The sequence below is a fragment of the Rhodoplanes sp. genome, from assembly GCF_013377085.1.
Classification (GTDB): domain Bacteria; phylum Pseudomonadota; class Alphaproteobacteria; order Rhizobiales; family Xanthobacteraceae; genus Rhodoplanes.
In genome coordinates this window covers 172,220-188,900 of the sequence record NZ_JACAAX010000002.1, presented here as the reverse complement: position 1 = coordinate 188,900, position 16,681 = coordinate 172,220, and the positions used below count along the sequence as shown (strand labels likewise).

The 16,681-nt window shown below is 69.0% G+C and carries 12 protein-coding genes; 9 read left to right on the top strand and 3 right to left on the bottom strand.

Annotation, left to right across the window (positions count from 1 at the left end; genetic code table 11):
• Window positions 1-265: 265 nt before the first annotated feature.
• The 3 genes from HXX10_RS02785 to HXX10_RS02775 all read left to right on the top strand — a co-directional run bounded on the left by HXX10_RS02785 (window position 266) and on the right by HXX10_RS02775 (window position 5,203).
• Window positions 266-1,342, top strand: coding sequence for an efflux RND transporter periplasmic adaptor subunit (locus HXX10_RS02785; protein WP_296519953.1), 1,077 nt, complete (start codon window positions 266-268; stop codon window positions 1,340-1,342).
• Window positions 1,343-1,355: 13 nt separating this feature from the next.
• The gene (locus tag HXX10_RS02780; RefSeq protein ID WP_296519951.1) at window positions 1,356-4,532 is read left to right on the top strand and encodes an efflux RND transporter permease subunit; all 3,177 of its coding nucleotides are present in this window, start codon (window positions 1,356-1,358) and stop codon (window positions 4,530-4,532) included.
• A gap of 83 nt (window positions 4,533-4,615) precedes the next feature.
• Window positions 4,616-5,203, top strand: coding sequence for a TetR/AcrR family transcriptional regulator (locus HXX10_RS02775; protein WP_296520061.1), 588 nt, complete (start codon window positions 4,616-4,618; stop codon window positions 5,201-5,203).
• Window positions 5,204-5,338: 135 nt separating this feature from the next.
• Here HXX10_RS02775 and mdoH read toward each other — a convergent pair whose 3' ends face one another.
• From mdoH to HXX10_RS02760, 3 genes are all read right to left on the bottom strand, one after another.
• Complete coding sequence (gene mdoH, locus HXX10_RS02770; RefSeq protein ID WP_296519949.1) at window positions 5,339-7,492, bottom strand: glucans biosynthesis glucosyltransferase MdoH; 2,154 nt, start codon at window positions 7,490-7,492, stop codon at window positions 5,339-5,341.
• Window positions 7,480-9,042 (bottom strand): glucan biosynthesis protein, encoded by a 1,563-nt coding sequence (locus HXX10_RS02765; RefSeq protein WP_296519947.1) that lies wholly within the window; start codon window positions 9,040-9,042, stop codon window positions 7,480-7,482. Before HXX10_RS02765 ends, mdoH begins: the two co-directional genes overlap by 13 nt.
• A gap of 148 nt (window positions 9,043-9,190) precedes the next feature.
• Window positions 9,191-10,096 carry a LysR family transcriptional regulator gene (locus HXX10_RS02760; protein ID WP_296519945.1) on the bottom strand — a complete coding sequence of 302 codons (906 nt, stop codon included), beginning with the start codon at window positions 10,094-10,096 and terminating at the stop codon, window positions 9,191-9,193.
• Between the two features lie 330 nt (window positions 10,097-10,426).
• On the opposite strand from HXX10_RS02760, the gene HXX10_RS02755 reads away from it, so the two are divergent.
• The 6 genes from HXX10_RS02755 (at window position 10,427) to HXX10_RS02730 (ending at window position 16,655) form a co-directional block, all read left to right on the top strand.
• Window positions 10,427-11,209 (top strand): cysteine hydrolase family protein, encoded by a 783-nt coding sequence (locus HXX10_RS02755; RefSeq protein WP_296519943.1) that lies wholly within the window; start codon window positions 10,427-10,429, stop codon window positions 11,207-11,209.
• Window positions 11,206-12,243, top strand: coding sequence for an ABC transporter substrate-binding protein (locus HXX10_RS02750; RefSeq protein WP_296519941.1), 1,038 nt, complete (start codon window positions 11,206-11,208; stop codon window positions 12,241-12,243). The genes HXX10_RS02755 and HXX10_RS02750 overlap by 4 nt, the downstream gene beginning before the upstream one ends.
• A gap of 160 nt (window positions 12,244-12,403) precedes the next feature.
• Window positions 12,404-13,195, top strand: a complete 792-nt coding sequence (locus HXX10_RS02745) for an SDR family NAD(P)-dependent oxidoreductase (protein WP_296519939.1) — start codon at window positions 12,404-12,406, stop codon at window positions 13,193-13,195.
• Window positions 13,196-13,356: 161 nt separating this feature from the next.
• Entirely contained in the window at window positions 13,357-14,811 is a 1,455-nt protein-coding gene (allB, locus tag HXX10_RS02740; RefSeq protein WP_296519937.1) for an allantoinase AllB, read from the top strand.
• The gene (locus HXX10_RS02735; protein ID WP_296519935.1) at window positions 14,808-15,689 is read left to right on the top strand and encodes an ABC transporter ATP-binding protein; all 882 of its coding nucleotides are present in this window, start codon (window positions 14,808-14,810) and stop codon (window positions 15,687-15,689) included. The genes allB and HXX10_RS02735 overlap by 4 nt, the downstream gene beginning before the upstream one ends.
• 192 nt (window positions 15,690-15,881) lie before the next feature.
• Window positions 15,882-16,655: an ABC transporter permease gene (locus HXX10_RS02730; RefSeq protein WP_296519934.1), complete on the top strand. Its 774-nt coding sequence runs from the start codon at window positions 15,882-15,884 to the stop codon at window positions 16,653-16,655.
• The last annotated feature ends 26 nt before the right edge of the window (window positions 16,656-16,681 follow it).

The window sequence follows — 16,681 nt, the reverse complement described above, 5'->3', positions numbered from 1 at the left end:
CGCAGCCGATTACCGCACTGCCGAAAACCGGATCTTGACATTTGCTGATGTATGACGAATTTCAATATTCGTTACTCGTCACCCTTCATCTGGCTGTGCCATGTCCCGGTTCGTCGCCTCTGTCCTCCGCCTCTCCGGCGCCGTCCGGTCGGTCTGCACCGTCGTGCTGGCCGCGGTCTTCTCCGTCCCGAGCGCCGTCGCACCCCATGCCGCCGCCGCCGCTCTTCCCGCCCCGACGTCCCCTCGGGGTGCCGGGAGGGCGGCGGTGGTGGCGCCGCTGATCGCCATCGCTCTTGCCGTCTCCGGGTGCGACGCGAGCAACGGCAGCACCGGCAAGTCCGCGCAAGTCCTCGACCGTCCCGTCCTGGTCGCCCCCGTCCACTACGAGGACCTCGCCGAGACCCGCACCTTCGCGGCCACCATCAAGCCGCGGATCGAGAGCGATCTCGGCTTTCGGGTGACCGGAAAGGTGGCGCAGCGCCTGGTCCAGAACGGCGACCGGGTGCGCAAGGGCCAGCCGCTCCTGCTTCTCGACACCAACGACCTCAAGCTCCAGCTCGAGCAGTCCGAGGCCGAGGTGCGGGCGGCCAAGACCAATCTGGTGCAGGCCGAGGCCGACGAGCAGCGCGCCACCGAGCTGCAGAAGAAGGGCTGGACCGCGGCCGCCACGCTGGAGAAATCCCATGCCACAGCCGAGGAGGCGCGTGGCCGCCTGACCCGGGCGCAGCGCTCGCTCGACCTCGCCCGCAATTCTCTCGACTATGCGAGCCTCGAGGCCGACGCCGACGGCGTCATCACGGCGACGCCGGTCGAGCCGGGGCAGGTCGTCGCCTCCGGCCAGGCCGCCGTGCGGCTGGCCCGCCTGGCCGAGGTCGAGGCGCTGGTGGCGTTTCCCGAAACCTTCGTCGAGCGCGCCCGCGAGGCCTCCGGCAGCCTGACCCTGTGGTCGGTGCCGGACCGGGTCTACGAGGTGAGGCTGCGCGAGCTGTCGCCGGCCGCCGACACGGCGACCCGCACCTATGCGGCCCGCTACACGATTCCGGCCGCCGACGAGGCGGTGCGGCTCGGCATGAGCGCGACCCTGACGCTGCGCGAGGGCACCGGCACGCGCTCCGCGCGGCTGCCCCTCACGGCGCTGTTCAACCACGGCCATGGCCCGTCCGTCTGGGCGGTCGACGACAAAGGCCGGCTCACGGCGCGCACCGTGAAGGTGGCGCGCTACGACGGCCGCAGTGTGCTGATCACGGACGGCGTCGCCGAAGGCGAGAGCGTGGTGATGCTCGGCGTCCAGAAGCTCGACGCCGGCCTGATCGTGCGCCCCGTCGCGTCCCTGTCGTTCTGACCCGGAGGCGACGATGCGCCGCTTCAACGTCTCCGCCTGGGCGGTCGCTCATCCGACCCTGGTGCTCTTCCTGATCATCATGCTCGGCGTCATGGGGGCGCTGTCCTACAAGAATCTCGGTCGCGACGAGGACCCGTCCTTCACCATCAAGGTCGCGGTCGTCACCGCCGCCTGGCCGGGCGCGACCACCGAGGAGATGCAGTTCCAGGTCGCCGACCGCATCGAGAAGAAGCTGCAGGAGCTGCCCTGGTTCGACAAGGTCACGACCTACTCGAAGCCCGGCTTCGTCGCCGCCCTGATGGAGTTCCGCGACACCACGCCACCCGGCCAGGTGCCGTATCTGTTCTATCTGGTCCGCCGCAAGATGGCCGACCTCAAGCCCGACCTGCCGGACGGCGTGATCGGCCCGAACATCAACGACGAGTACGGCGACGTCGATTCGGTGCTCTACACGCTGCGCTCCGACGGCGCCGACTACGCCCAGCTCAAGCGCGTCGCCGAATCGATGCGGCAGCGTCTTCTGAAGGTGCGGAACGTCACCAAGGTGACGATCTACGGCACCCAGGAGGAGCGCATCTTCGTCGACTTCGATCACGTCAAGCTCGCCAATCTCGGCATCACCACCCAGGCGATCTTCGACAGCCTCGCCAAGCAGAATGCGATGGCGCCGGCCGGCGTCGTGCAGTCGGCCTCGCCGCGGATCCCGCTGCGGGTGACGGGCGCGCTCGACGGCGTCGAGGCCGTGAAGGAGACGCCGGTCGCGGCGGCGAGCGGCACGGTGGTGCGGCTCGGCGACATCGCGACCGTCAGCCGCGGCTTCGTCGATCCGCCCGAATACCTGCTCCGCCAGCGTGGCGCGCCGGCGCTCGCCGTCGGCGTCGTCATGCAGAAGGGCGCCAACATCCTGCATCTCGGCGAGGGCGTCGACGCTGCCATGGCCGAAATCGAGCGCGCCACGCCGCTCGGCTTCACCTGGGAGCGCATCGCCAACCAACCCAAGATCGTCGAGGAGGCGGTCGGCGATTTCATGCAGTCCTTCCTCGAGGCGCTCGCCATCGTGCTCGGCGTCAGCTTCCTGTCGCTCGGCTGGCGCACCGGCATCGTCGTCGCGCTGTCGGTGCCGTTGGTGCTCGGCATCGTCTTCACCATCATGCTGCTGATCGGGCTCGATCTGCATCGCGTCACGCTCGGCGCCCTGATCATTTCGCTCGGCCTCCTGGTCGACGACGCCATCATCGCGGTCGAGATGATGGTGGTGAAGATGGAGCAGGGGTTCGACCGCGCCCATGCGGCCTCGTTCGCCTGGCAGTCGACCGCCTTCCCGATGCTGACCGGCACGCTGGTCACGGCGGCGGGCTTCCTGCCCGTCGGCTTCGCGGCCTCGTCGACCGGCGAATATGCGGGCGGCATCTTCTGGGTGGTGTCGATCGCACTCCTGGCGTCGTGGGTCGTCGCCGTGGTGTTCACGCCCTATCTCGGCGTCAAGCTGCTGCCGAACTTCAAGGTGCATCACGCCGACGATCCGGACGACATCTATCACACGCCGTTGTACCGGCGGCTGCGGGCGCTGATCGGCTGGTGCGTGCGCCATCGCGTCTGGGTGGTGGCCGGTACGCTCGCGGTGTTCGTGCTGTCCGTGCTCGGCTTCGGCAAGGTGGCGCAGCAGTTCTTTCCATTGTCGGACCGCCCCGAGCTGTTCGTCGAGATGCGCCTGCCCGAGGGCACCGCGATCGGTGCCACGCTCGAGACGGCGAAACGCGCCGAGGCGATGCTCGCCGGCGACGAGGACGCCGCGACCTGGACCACCTATGTCGGGCAGGGGCCGCCGCGCTTCTGGCTGGGCATCAGCCCGGCGCTGCCGAACGAGGCCTATTCCGAGATCGTCATCGTCTCCAAGGATGTGCCGGCGCGCGAGCGCCTCAAGGCGAAGTTCGAGACCGCCGTCGCCAAGGGCGCACTCGCCGAGGCACGGGTGCGCGTCAGCCGCCTCGACTTCGGCCCACCGGTCGGCTTCCCGGTGCAGTTCCGGGTGATCGGCACCGATCCCAACACGGTCCGCGGCATCGCCTATCAGGTCCGCGACATCATGCGGGCCAACCCCGCCGCGATCGAGGCGCAGCTCGACTGGAACGAGCAGATGCCGTCGGTGCGCCTGGTGCTCGACCAGGACCGGGCCCGCGCCCTCGGGCTCGATCCGCAGGCCGTCGCCCAGACGCTGCAGACGCTCGTCACCGGCTACACGGTCACGACCATCCGGGACCGCACCGAGAAGGTCGTCGTGGTGGCCCGGGCGATCGCGCCGCAGCGCGGCGACCTCGGCGCCATCGGCGATCTCACCGTCGTGGCGCGCAACGGCGTGCCGGTGCCGCTGTCGCAGGTCGCCCATATCGAGCAGGGCCACGAGGAGGCGATCTTCTGGCGGCGCAGTCGCGACATGGCCATCACGGTGCGCACCGACATTCGCGACGGCGTGCAGGCGCCCGACGTGTCGGCCGCGATCTGGTCGGCGCTGGCGGACCTGCGCGGCAAGCTGCCGGCCGGCTACCGGATCGAGATGGGCGGCGCCATCGAGGAATCCTCCAAGGCCAATGCGTCGCTGTTCGCGGTCTTCCCGGTGATGCTCGTCGCGATGCTGACGATCCTGATGATCCAGCTCCAGAGCTTCTCGCGACTGGCCCTGGTGCTGCTGACCGCGCCGCTCGGCCTGATCGGGGCGACCCTCGGGCTGCTCGTCTCGGGGATGCCGTTCGGCTTCGTGGCGCTGCTCGGCCTGATCGCGCTCGCCGGGATGATCATCCGCAACACCGTGATCCTGGTCGATCAGATCGAGCAGGACGTCGCCGCCGGCAGCAGCCGCGGCGAGGCGATCGTCGACGCCACGGTGCGGCGCGCCCGACCCGTGGTGCTCACGGCGATGGCGGCCGTGCTGGCCATGATCCCGCTGTCGCGCTCCGGCTTCTGGGGCCCGATGGCCGTCACCATCATGGGCGGCCTCCTGGTCGCGACCGCGCTGACGCTCTTGTTCCTGCCCGCCCTCTATGCCCTGTGGTTCCGCCGCTCGCTCGACGAGCGCGGCACCGGCGAGTCCTCGGACGAGGATACGCCCGAGGCCCCGGATGCCGCCGACGCGCCGCGGCTCGCGCCCGGAACCCCGGCCGACCACCGTATTCCCGAGCCGCAACAACCATGAGACATTCCCGCCGAATCCCCGATACAATCGCCGCCACGGCGTTGCGACATCCGCCGTTCCAGGGAGGCGGGGCCGTGAACGACATGACGCGTGCCGAGATCCGGGAGTCCGACACCCGCACCCGCATCCTCACCACGGCCGACCGACTCTACCGGCAGATCGGCTATCAGAAGACGACGGTCGCCGACATCGCCCGCGAGCTCGGCATGTCGCCGGCGAACATCTATCGCTTCTTCCGCTCCAAGGACGAGATCAACGAGGCGGTGGGCCATCAGTTGCTCGGCGAGGTGATCACGACCGCGGTCGAGATCGCGCGGCGCGATGCACCGGCGGCGGAGCGACTGCGCGCCCTCTTCGCGACCGTGCAGCACATGAACGCCGAGCGATTCACGGTGGAGAAGAAGCTGCACGAGCTCGTCGCGCTCGCGATCAGCGAAAACTGGGAGATGGTGAAGGCGTATGTCGAGCGGATGGACGGCGTCATCGCGACGATCATCGCCGACGGCACGGCGCGCGGCGAGTTCCGCTCCGGCGATACGAAGCATGCGGCGCGCTGCCTGCACACCGCGATGATCCGCTACTCGCATCCGCGCCTGATGGTCGAGTGCGCCGATTTCCCTGATCCGACGCTCGACCAGATGCTGGACTTCATCCTCGCCGCGCTGCGGTGAACTTTCTGTCGTTCCGGGGCGGCCCGGAGGGCCGAGCCCGGAACCCATAACCCCTGTCCTTTCGAGAGCAACTGGCACCGGGACTATGGATTCCGGGCCTGCGCGCTCACGCGCATCCCGGAATGACGACATTTCTCACCCCGCCGGCTTCGTCATCACCTGTAAGAGCGCGGCGGGGTCGGCGATCACGGCGAACGTCTCCTTCGCCGTGAGCAGCGTCGCCGCTTCGGCGACCGTGTCGGCGTCCTCGACACGGGCGAGCGCCACCACCAGCGCGACGTCGACGTCGCCCTTTCGGCGGGTCGCCCGCTCCGGCAGCATGGCGGCGTGGGCGGCGAGCAGCGTCGGATCGCCGGCGAGCCGCGCCAGGGCCGGCATATCGGCCGCGCCGGGCGGCTCCGCCGCCAGCGCCTGGGCACGGCACAGCACCGCCGGCGGATCGCGCTCCTCCGGGATCAGCAGCAGGCCGGCGCGGCGCAGCGCCAGCCCGACGCGCTCGCTCGACGTGACCGCGACGGTCGGGATCGCCAGCACCAGCCCGGCCACCACGGGCGTCATCCACAACAGGAGCGGGGCCGACACCGCATAGGCACCGGCGCCGAGGGCGAGGCCGAGCACCACGTGCCAGCCGTAGATCTTCGTCAGCAGGCCGAAGCCGGCATGCGCCGCGTCGCGCTGCTGCGCCTGCCAGCCGGCGTCGCGGCCGAGCAGGATTTCTGCGACGGCACGCGACTGCAGCAGCATCATGATCGGGGCGATCAGGCTGGTGACGAACGTTTCGAGAATCACGCTGGTGAAGCACCGCAGGATGCCGCCGGTGCCGCGTCGCTCGGACCTTTGGGTCATCGCAGCGAACCAGCCGAGAAATTTGGGGACGACCAGGATGCCCATGGTGCCGGCAAACACCCAGGCGGCGCGGACCGGGTCCTGGGCCGGCCATTGCGGAAACAGCGAGAAGCCGGAGGGGAAATACTCGGGCTTCACGAACTGCGCCTGCAGCGAGATCAGGATGCCGACCAGCAGGAACACCAGCCACAGCGGCGACGTGACATAGGAGCCGATGCCGGTGATCAGGTGCAGCCGCGACACCCAGTGCAGGCCGCGTGCCGGCAGCACGCCGAGATGCTGTAGGTTGCCCTGGCACCAGCGGCGATCCCGCACCGCATACTCGGTCAGCGACGGCGGGCACTCCTCGTAGGAGCCGCCGAGCCCGGGCGCCATGTGGATGCCCCAGCCGGCGCGCCGCATCAGCGCCGCCTCGACGAAGTCGTGACTGAGGATGTGGCCGCCGAACGGTTTTCGCCCCCGCAGCAGCGGCAGCCCGGCCTGGCCGGAAAAGGCCTCGACCCGGATGATGGCGTTGTGGCCCCAGTAGTTGCTCTCCGAGCCGTGCCACCAGGCGATGCCACGGGCAATCAGCGGGCCATAGACGCGGCCGGCGAACTGCTGGATGCGGGCGAACAGCGTGGTGCCGTTGAGCACCACCGGGAAGGTCTGGATCAGGCCGACGCCGGGATGCCCCTCCATCGCGGCAGCGAGCCGCACGATCGTGTCGCCGGTCATCAAGCTGTCGGCGTCGAGCACCAGCATGTGCGCATAGGCGCCGCCGAAGCGCGTCGTCCACTCGGCGATGTTGCCGGCTTTTCGCGCGACGTTCTCGCGGCGGTGGCGGTAGAAAATGTTGCGGGCGCCGGTGCGCTCCAGCAGGGCCAGGTAGGCCGCCTCCTCGCGCACCCAGACATCGGGGTCGGTGGTGTCGCTCAGCACGAAGACATCGAAATGGGTGAGGCGGCCCGTTTCGGCGATCGACTCGAAGATCGCCTGCAGGCGCGACATCACCCGGTGCGGATCCTCGTTGTAGGTCGGCAGCAGCACGGCCGTGCGGTTTGTCAGCTCGGGCAGCGGGGCGGTCGGGTCGATGCCGAGCGTGTGGTCTGGCCCGACCAGGATGGCGAAGAAGCCGATCACGGCGCTGACCAGCGAGAAGGCGATCCAGGCGAACAGCGAGACGAAAAGGGCGAGCACGACCGCTTCCGGAACCGTCAGGCCCTGGACCTGCAGCACCTCGTACATCTCGTAGCCGCCCCCCGCCGTCAGGGCCGCGGCCGAGCCGAACACGAACAGGCGGCGCAGGGCGGTGCGCTGCGGCGCCCGTGCCGGTCCCTGTGCGCCGGTGGGACGCCACAGCGATTGCTCCGGCATGGCGAGCGGCCGTTCGGCCGGCAGGTAGGCCGGCGGCGTGGCGCGGCGGGTCGCGACCGTGTCGTGCATGGAGGTCACGGCGTCCATCGGTACAGCCAGGTCTCGGACAGCGCCTCGTCGCCGCGCATCAGCCGGGCGCGCAGCTCGACGACGGTCTCGCGCTCGGGGGCGAGCTCGAAGGAGAAGCGCCAGCCGCCCGTCACCGGGTTGGGCTGCGTGACCACGTTGAGGATCTTGCCCTTGTCGGTCTCGACGGCGCCGCGCACGCTCGCCGGATCGATGCCGGCGAGCTTGTCGCCTGTGATGTCGAGCACGAAGCGGCGGGTGTCGTCGGGTCCTGCGCCGGCACGGGTCGCCGCGATGGCGGCGAGCGGCGGCGCGCCGGCCTTGCCGGCGCCCCAGTGCAGCCGGTAGGTGAACCAGTACTCGCCCTTGCCGGCGAGCGGGTCCTTCGGCCGCCAGAACGCGACGATGTTGTCGTGGATCTCCTCCTTGGTCGGGATCTCGACGAGCTGGATGGCGCCCGCGCCCCAGTCGCCGATCGGCTCGACCCACAGGCTCGGCCGCGTCTCGTAGCGCGCCTCCAGATCCTGGTAGGAGCGGAAGTCGCGGCTCCGCTGCAAGAGGCCGAAGCCGCGTGGATTGGTGTCCTCGAAGGTGCTGATCTGCAGGTCTGTCGGGTTGACCAACGGGCGCCAGATCTCCTCGCCGCGGCCGTTGCGGATGGCGAGCCCGTCGGAATCGTGCACGGCGGGGCGGAAGTCATCGACGCCGGCGCGATCGTTGGGGCCGAAGAAGAACATGCTGGTGCAGGTGCCGATGCCGGGCAGCGGCACGTCGGTGCGCGGATAGAGCGTCATCTCGACGTCGAACACCGTGGTCTCGCCGGGCCGGATGGTGAAGCGGTAGGCGGCGGCGGCGCTCTTCGAATCGAGCAGCGCATGCACCACGATCGAGCCGGTCTGCTTGGCCGGCTTCTCGATCCAGAAGGCTCGGAAGGCGGGGAACTCCTCGCCCTTGGGATCGCCCGTGCCGATCGACAGGCCGCGTGCCGACAGGCCGTAGGTTTGCCCCTTCGCCACGGCGCGAAAATAGCTGGCGCCGAGGAAGACGGCGACCTCGTCGTAAGTGTCGGGCCGGTTGATCGGCGTGTGCAGGCGGAAGCCGGCGAAGCCGACGCGGGCGTCGGGGGGCAGCGGCGGCACGGCGCCGAAGTCGAAGAGGTCGGCCGCATAGACGATCGGCCGTGCCTTGCCCTGCGACACCTCGTGGAGGGCGACCCGCTCGGCGAACAGGAAGCCGCGGTGGAAGAACTGCACCTCGAAGGGCAGGCCCTCGCCGCGCCACAGCGCCCGGTCGGGCTTGAACCTGATGGTGCGGTACTTGTCGTAGTCGAGATCCGTGAGGCCGGCCGGCAGCTTGGTGTCGGGCGCCTCGTAGGGCTTCTCGGCCAGCGCGCGCGCCGTCTTGCGCACCACATTGGCGTCGAACGGCGTCTCGGCCGGGGTCTGCGGCGGGCTCTTGTCCGGCGCCTGCGCGAAGGCCGGCCCGGCACGTCCCGCGCCCGCCAGCACGAACGGCAACGCCAACGACCCGACCAGCAGGTCGCGACGACTCGTGTTTCTCGTGGTGATCACCAGACCCTCGGGGAAGGTTCGACCCTGCGTCGACAATCGCGCGCGGGCACCCGAGTTCCATGCCGCAGGTATTCGGCTGTTGCGTGACGGTATTTTGGTCCACGCGCGGGCAAAGCATGGCACGTCTGCCGCAGAGATGAGCGGACGTTCACACCCGCATGCCCTCGATGGCGCGTACGAGCTGCTCGGCGAACACGGCGGCCGGGATCGGCAGGTTGCGGCTGCGGAGCTGGCCGAGCACCAGCGGAGCCGGCGGCACGTCGCGCGGATCGAGCGGGCGGGCGACGACGCCGGGCGTGGCGTCGGGCGAAACATCGGCGCCGATCTCGATCTGGAACGAGATCACCCGGTCGCGCCGCACCAGGCCGCGCAGCATCTCGAAGGAGTTCGACTCGGCGACGATGCGCAGCGTGACGCCGGTGCGGGCGCAGGCGGCGTCGACGAGCTGGCGGCCGCCGAGCGTGCGGTCGGCGAGCGCCACGGGATGGTCGGCGCAGTCGCGCAGCCGCAGCGTCTTTTTCGCGGCGAGCGGGTGGTCGTCCGGCATCAGCGCGACCAGGCGCTGCTCGACGGTCATCAGCGGCCGGAAGCTGGCGTGGAACGACGGGCGGTAGACCGCGACCAAGTCGACCGCAAAGGCCTCGAGCTCGGCCATGGCGCGATCGTGATCGGCCACCCGCACCTCGAACGTGACATAGGGATAGCGGGCCCGGAACGCGGCGATCTCACGCGGCAGGAAGTCGTAGGCGAGCGCCTGGCTGCAGGCGATCCGCACGGTGCCGCGCTTGAGCCCGCGCAGATCCTCGATCTGCGACTTCATCCGCTCGACGTCGCCGGCCTGCTCGCGCAGATAGCGCACGAACACCTCGCCGGCCGCGGTGAGCCGCACGCCGCGCGGCTTGCGCTCGAACAGGTCGGCGCCGAGCTCCTCCTCCAGATCCATGATGCGGCGGTTGACGGCCGAGGCCGTGACGGCGAGCCGCTCGGCCGCCTTGCGGATCGAGCCGGTGCGGGCGACCTCGTCGACATAGCGCAGGATTTTCAGGTGGCGCATGGGGATCGGGTCCTGGACGAGACGTTTCCTCGCCGTCGTTCCGGGGCGGCCCGCAGGGCCGAGCCCGGAACCCATAACCCCTGTCTTTCGTGAGCAATCGGCGCCGGGATTATGGATTCCGGGCCCGCGCGCTGGTGCGCGCGTCCCGGAATGACGAAGTGAAGTGATGCCTTTTCGGCAACGATACAGCAAAAAATCAGCGGCGGAAGTCACCGCTGCGATCGGCTAGCGTCAGGGCGTCTGCAGGGCACGGCCGCGTCTCGGCACGGTTGTTGCCAGCAGAACCGCTTCCCGCGCACCCCCGCGCCCCGCCGCCCGGATCGGACCTCGATGCCCCACACGGCCCCGCCAAAAACGCTGCGTTTCGTGCGCGAGCGAAAGCCGGTGCGGATCGTCCGCTTTCCGGCGGCGGCGTCGGGCGAGACGATCGAGATCGATCTCGGCCGCACCGCCATGCTGGTCGTCGACATGCAGAACGACTTTTTGCATCCGGACGGCTGGTTTCCGCGCGCCGGAGTGGACACCGCTGCTCTCCGCGCCATCGTGCCCGGTCTCAATGCACTCGGCGCGGCGCTGCGGGCGGCCGACGTCCCGGTCCTGTGGATCAACTGGGGCGTGCGGGCCGACTGCGCCAATCTGCCGGCGACGCTCCTCCACAAAGGCCGCAAGGGCGGCACGCGTCCCGGCTATGCCGAGCCGTCGCCGTCCGGCCGCGGCGACATCCTGGTGCAGGGCCATTGGGGCGCGGCCACCATCGACGAGCTCGTCGTCGCGCCGCAGGATCTCGTCGTCCACAAGCACCGCTACAGCGGCTTCCACGACAACGAGCTCGACTCGGTGCTGCGCGCCCGCGACGTGACGACACTCTTGATCGCCGGCATCAACACCGACCGCTGCGTGTTCTCGACCCTCACCGACGCGAGCTTTCGCGGCTACGACTGCGTGCTGCTGTCCGATCTCTGCGCCACGCCGGCGGCGCCCTCCGTCACCGAGGTCATCCTCGATCTGGTCGATCTGCTCTACGGCGCCGTCTCGACCGGCGCCGCTCTCGAGACCGCGCTCGCCGGGGCCGGTTCCTCGCCTTCCCCCACCCGACAGGAGATTTCGCGATGAGCTTCTTCCGTTCGACCTCGGCGCTCGCACTCGCTGCGGCGCTCGCGGTCGCCGCCGCGCTGCCGACCGCCGCGCTCGCCGACACCAAGCTGAAGATGGTGCTGAACTGGAAGTATCAGGGCCCGCAGGGCTTCTTCTTCCTGGCCGAGGACCGCGGCTACTTCAAAGCCGAAGGCATCGACATCACCATCGACCAGGGCGACGGCTCGGCGACGCCGATCCCGAAGGTGGCGAGCGGCACCTACGACGTCGGCTTCGGCGACATCAACGCGCTGATCGACTTCGCCGCCAAGAAGCCCGAGGAGGCACCGGTCGCCGTCTATGTGATGTTCAATCAGCCGCCCTTCACGGTCGCGGTGAAGGCCGACAGTCCGATCAAGACCCCGAAGGATTTTGAAGGCCGCACGCTCGGCGGAGCCGCGAACGACGGGGCACTGAAACTGTTCCCGGCGTTCTGCAAGATCGCCAAGATCGACTGCAGCAAGGTGTCGATCACCAACATGGCACCGAACCTGCGCGAGCAGATGCTGATGCGCGGCCAGGTCGAGGGCGTGTTCGGCTACGTCAACACCATCCGGTTCTCGGCCAAGCTGATCGGCGTCGACCCGGACAAGGAGATCCGCTTCATCAACTACGGCGACTACGGCATGGACCTCTACTCCAACGCCATCATCGTGCCGAAGAAGCTCGCCAAGGAGCATCCCGAGGTGGTGAAGGGCCTGGTCAAGGCGATCAACAAGGGCGTGCTCGACGGCCTCAAGGATCCGGCCGCCGCCGTGGCCTCGGTCGCCAAGCGCGAGCCGCTGATCAAGACCGACGTGGAGCGCGAGCGCTTCGACGCCACCGTGAAGGCGGAGATGAACCACCCCGAGATCGCCACCATCGGGCTCGGCAGCATCGACAAGGCGCGGCTCAAGAAGGCGATCGACATCATCGTCGACGCCAACGGCCTGACCCGGACGCCGACCGTGGACGAGATCTTCGACCCCGGCTTCCTGCCGCCGGCCGCCGACCTGCCGAAGAAGCTGTTCTGACATCTGTCATTCCGGGGCGCGGGCCGAAGGCTCGCGAGCCCGGAATCCATATCCACAGACAGGGGTTATGGATTCCGGACAGCCGAGCGTCGCTCGACTTCCGGAATGACCGACGAGAGTTGTCGTTTGCAGTCGGACAAACATCATAAGAAGACCCCGCATGAATCTCGATCTCGCCGGCCGCGTCGTCCTGGTCACCGGGCCCGCCAAGGGCATGGGCGCGGCGATCTCGCTCGCCTTTGCGGACGAGGGTTGCCGGCTGGCGCTGATCGGCCGCGACACCGCCGCCATCGAGCCGGTCGCCGACGCCGCCCACGCGCGCGGGGCCGCCGCGATCGTCATCCCCTGCGACGTCACCGACGCGGCGCAGTGCGCCGCCGCCGTCACGCAGACGCGCGCGGCCTACGGCCAGATCGACATTCTGGTGAACGTCGCCGGTGGTTCCGGGCCGATCGGCAAGACCGGCGTCGAGACCACGCCGGACGAGTTCGACGAGATCGTCACGCTCAACATGGGCGGCTGCTTCAACACGATCCGGGCGGTGCTGCCCGACATGATGGCGCGGCGCTGGGGCAAGATCGTCAATGTCGGCGGCACCTTCGGGCTGCGGGGGAGGGCCGGGCGGCTCGCCTACTCGGCCTCGAAATGGGGTCTTCGCGGGATCACCAAGAGCTTTGCGCTGGAAGCCGGCCCTCACAACATCAACGTCAACTGCGTCGCGCCCGGCATGGTCGAGGGCCCGCGCTTCCGCGACAAGGTGTGCGCCGACATGGCGAAAAAGCTCGGCATCACGATCGACGAGGCGATGAAGCGCCACGCCGCCGATTATGCGCTGAAGCGCGTCTCGACCGACGCCGATGTCGCCAACGCCTGCCTGTTCCTGGCGAGCGACGTGTCCCGCCAGATCACCGGCGTCGACTTACCCGTCGACGGCGGCTGGGCGATGCTGTGAGGCGCAGATGAATGTCGCCGCGGCAATGTCTCTTCCGTCATTCCGGGGCGCCGCGCAGCGGCGAGCCCGGAATCCATACTCACAGACAGGGGTTATGGATTCCGGGCTCGCACCTTCGGTGCGCCCCGGACTGACCGAGGTGAGATAATGAGCGGTCGACCATGAAGGAGACCCCGATGAAGGCCGATCTCGTCATCCATGGCGGCACGGTGGTGACCGACGCCTCGGCGTTTCCGGCGAGCGTCGCCGTCAAGGACGGCCGGGTGCTGTCGGTCGGCGCCCGCGAGGCGATGCCGGAGGCGGCCGAGACGCTTGACGCCACCGGCCTGCATGTGCTGCCCGGCGCCATCGACGTGCATGTGCATTTTCGCGAGCCCGGCTACACCCACAAGGAGGATTTCGGCACCGGCACGGCGGCGGCCGCCTTCGGCGGCGTGACGACCGTGTTCGACATGCCGAACGTGATCCCGCCGACCGGCACGGCCGAGGCGCTGGCGATGAAGCACAAGCTCGCCTCCGAGAAGGCCCATGTCGACTACGGCCTCTATGGCCTCCTGGGCGAGGACACGATCGCGCATGTACCGGACCTCGTCGCCGGCGGCGTGATCGGCTTCAAGCTCTACATGGGCAACACCTTCGGCAATACGCCCTCGCCCTCGACGGGCGGCATGCTGGAGGCCTTCGAGGTGGTGGCACCCACCGGCAAACGCGTCTCGCTGCATGCCGAAACGGCGTCCATCATGGCGCGGCGGGAGGCGCGGCTTCGTGCGGCCGGCCGCAAGGATCCTTTGGCGCATCTCGCGGCGCGGCCCGCCGTGGTCGCGGTCGAGGCGGTGGCGCGGGCCGCGATCCTGTCGGAATGGACCGGCTGCCGCATCCATGTGCTGCACATCTCCTCGGCCGAGGAGCTGCGGCCGCTTCGCGAGGCCAAGGCGCGCGGCGTCGACGTGACGGGCGAGACCTGTCCGCAATATCTGCTGCTCGGTGCCGAGGACTACGGCCGGCTCGGCGGCGTCATCCGGGTCAATCCGCCGGTGCGCGAGGCCCGCAATCAGGCGCCGCTGTGGGCCGCGCTGATGGACGGCACCATCGACATGATTGCCACCGACCACGCGCCCCACATCCCGGACGAGAAGGTGCGCGACGACATCTTCACGGTCGACTGCGGCTTCCCCGGCGTCGAGACTCAGATGCCGCTGATGCTCACCGAGGTCGCGGCCGGGCGCATGTCGATCAGCGACTATGTGGGCTGGACCGCGGTCGCGCCGGCGAAGTGCTGGGGGCTGTATCCCAGAAAGGGCGTGTTGCAGCCGGGCGCCGACGCCGACATCGCCATCGTCGATCTTGGGCACCACTGGGCCATCGACGACCGAAAACTGCAGTCGCGCGCAAAAATCACGCCGTGGCACGGGCGCGCCGTCACGGGCCTGCCGGTCCACACGCTGGTGCGCGGCCGCTTCGTGATGAAGGACCGCACGCTGGTGGAGAGCGCGCGCGGCTGGGGTCGCTCGGTCCACACCATTCAGGAGATGCCGAAGCCGGAGCTGCGGAACCCCGACAGCACCATGACGGCGATCGTCCAAAAGCCAGACGGCGCCAGCGGGGTCGCCGCATGAATGCGCCGGCTCCGATCGTGCCGCTCGCCTCCGATGCCATCCCGGCCGGTCCGGTCGTCGAGCCGAGCCATGTCGACGCCTATGTGGAGCTCGAGCGTGCCACCGTCACGTATGGGCGTGCGCCGAATCTGGTTCACGCGCTCGCCGAGACGAGCCTCCGCATCGCCAAGGGCGATTTTGTCGCGCTGGTCGGCCCGAGCGGCTGCGGCAAGTCGACCATCCTGAAAATGGTCGGCGGGATTTTGCGCGCCTCGACCGGCTTCGTCTATGTGGCCGGCCGCGAGGTCGGGGCCGAGCCGGTGCGCATCGGCATGGCGTTCCAGAATCCGACCATGCTGCCGTGGCTGTCGATCCGCGACAACGTGATGATGCCGCTCAAGATCGTGCCGCCGTTCCGGGGCGAGTACCGGGCCAAGCGCAAGACCGAGTTCCGCGACCGCGTCGAGGCGCTGCTCGCCCAGGTCGGCCTCGCCGGATTCGGCGACAAGCATCCGTGGCAGCTCTCCGGCGGCATGCTGCAGCGCGCCTCGCTGTGCCGCGCGCTGGTGCACGAGCCGCAACTGCTGCTGCTCGACGAGCCGTTCGGCGCGCTCGACCAGTTCACCCGCGAGGAGCTGTGGGCGATCATGCAGCAGCTCTGGATCACCCGGCGGCCGACCGTTCTGCTCGTCACCCACGATCTGCGCGAGGCCGGCTATCTCGCCAACCGCATCTGCGTGATGAGCGCGCGGCCCGGCCGCATCGTCGACGACCGCGTGTTCGAGGCGCCGCGCCCGCGCACGCTGGCGATGACCTACGAGCCCGACTTCGTCGCCATGACGCAGCGCCTGCGCGAGCTGATCGTCGAATCGCGCGGCGACGTGCCGGCGACGGTGTGAGGCATGACATGATCCTGAGTGACGTTGTCAGGACGTCAGCGGCGGCAGCTTCTTTCCTTGGCGCTGGCGAATCCAGCGTTCCCTCCCCCACAACGGGGGAGGGAGCAGGACGCAGCGCGTGGCTTCGTCCTGTACGTCATGACCGGGTCGACGCATGCACACACGCATCCCGTGACGCCGGAGGATTCTGAGATGAGCTCCAACGTCCAGCGCAAGATTGCCTCGGTCGCCCTGATCGTCGGGTTGTTCGTGGTGTGGGAGGTGCTGTGCCTCGCCTTCGGGGTGAGCGACTCGGTGCTGCCGCGCCCGAGCCAGGTCTTCGTCACGCTCTGGCAGCGCATGCCGGCGCTGTGGCCGCATACGCTGCAGACCCTCTACACGACCATGCTGGGCTTCGTGCTCGGGGTCGGGATCGGCATCGTCATCGGCGTGCTGATCGGCTGGTCGAAGCTCGCCTACGACGTCGCCTATCCGCTGCTGGTCGGCTTCTCGTCGATCCCCAAGGTCGCCGTGGTGCCGATCTTCGTCCTTTATTTCGGCGCCGGCACGGTTCCGGCCGTGCTGACGGCGCTGATCATGAGCATCTTCCCCGTGGTCGTGAACGTCGCCACCGGACTCGCGACGACCGAGCCGGAGCTGGAAGACGTCATGAAGACGTTGCGCGCGACGAAATTCGACATTCTGTGGAACGTCGGGCTGCCGCGTGCCATGCCGTACTTCTTCGCCTCGCTGAAGGTCGCCGTCACGCTCGCCTTCGTCGGCTCGGTCATCTCCGAGACGGTGGCGTCGAACCGCGGCATCGGCAACGTGATGATGATCGCGTCCGCCTCGTTCGACGTGCCGCTGGTGTTCGCCGGCCTGTTCATCCTGGCCGCGCTCGGCATCGCGCTCTACGGCATGTTCTCGCTGGTCGAGAACCGGATCACCGGCTGGGCCCACCGCAAGACCGAGTTCGCGATGGGGTGAGGCAGGCGGCGCTCGATCGTCAGGAC

Bases quoted from the DNA above. Each gene is read 5' to 3' on its own strand.
- HXX10_RS02780 (WP_296519951.1), top strand. From the start codon at position 1,356: ATGCGCCGCTTCAACGTCTCCGCCTGGGCGGTCGCTCATCCGACCCTG.
- HXX10_RS02775 (WP_296520061.1), top strand. From the start codon at position 4,616: ATGACGCGTGCCGAGATCCGGGAGTCCGACACCCGCACCCGCATCCTC.
- mdoH (WP_296519949.1), bottom strand. From the start codon at position 7,492: ATGGACGCCGTGACCTCCATGCACGACACGGTCGCGACCCGCCGCGCC.
- HXX10_RS02760 (WP_296519945.1), bottom strand. From the start codon at position 10,096: ATGCGCCACCTGAAAATCCTGCGCTATGTCGACGAGGTCGCCCGCACC.
- HXX10_RS02755 (WP_296519943.1), top strand. From the start codon at position 10,427: ATGCCCCACACGGCCCCGCCAAAAACGCTGCGTTTCGTGCGCGAGCGA.
- HXX10_RS02750 (WP_296519941.1), top strand. From the start codon at position 11,206: ATGAGCTTCTTCCGTTCGACCTCGGCGCTCGCACTCGCTGCGGCGCTC.
- HXX10_RS02745 (WP_296519939.1), top strand. From the start codon at position 12,404: ATGAATCTCGATCTCGCCGGCCGCGTCGTCCTGGTCACCGGGCCCGCC.
- allB (WP_296519937.1), top strand. From the start codon at position 13,357: ATGAAGGAGACCCCGATGAAGGCCGATCTCGTCATCCATGGCGGCACG.
- HXX10_RS02735 (WP_296519935.1), top strand. From the start codon at position 14,808: ATGAATGCGCCGGCTCCGATCGTGCCGCTCGCCTCCGATGCCATCCCG.
- HXX10_RS02730 (WP_296519934.1), top strand. From the start codon at position 15,882: ATGAGCTCCAACGTCCAGCGCAAGATTGCCTCGGTCGCCCTGATCGTC.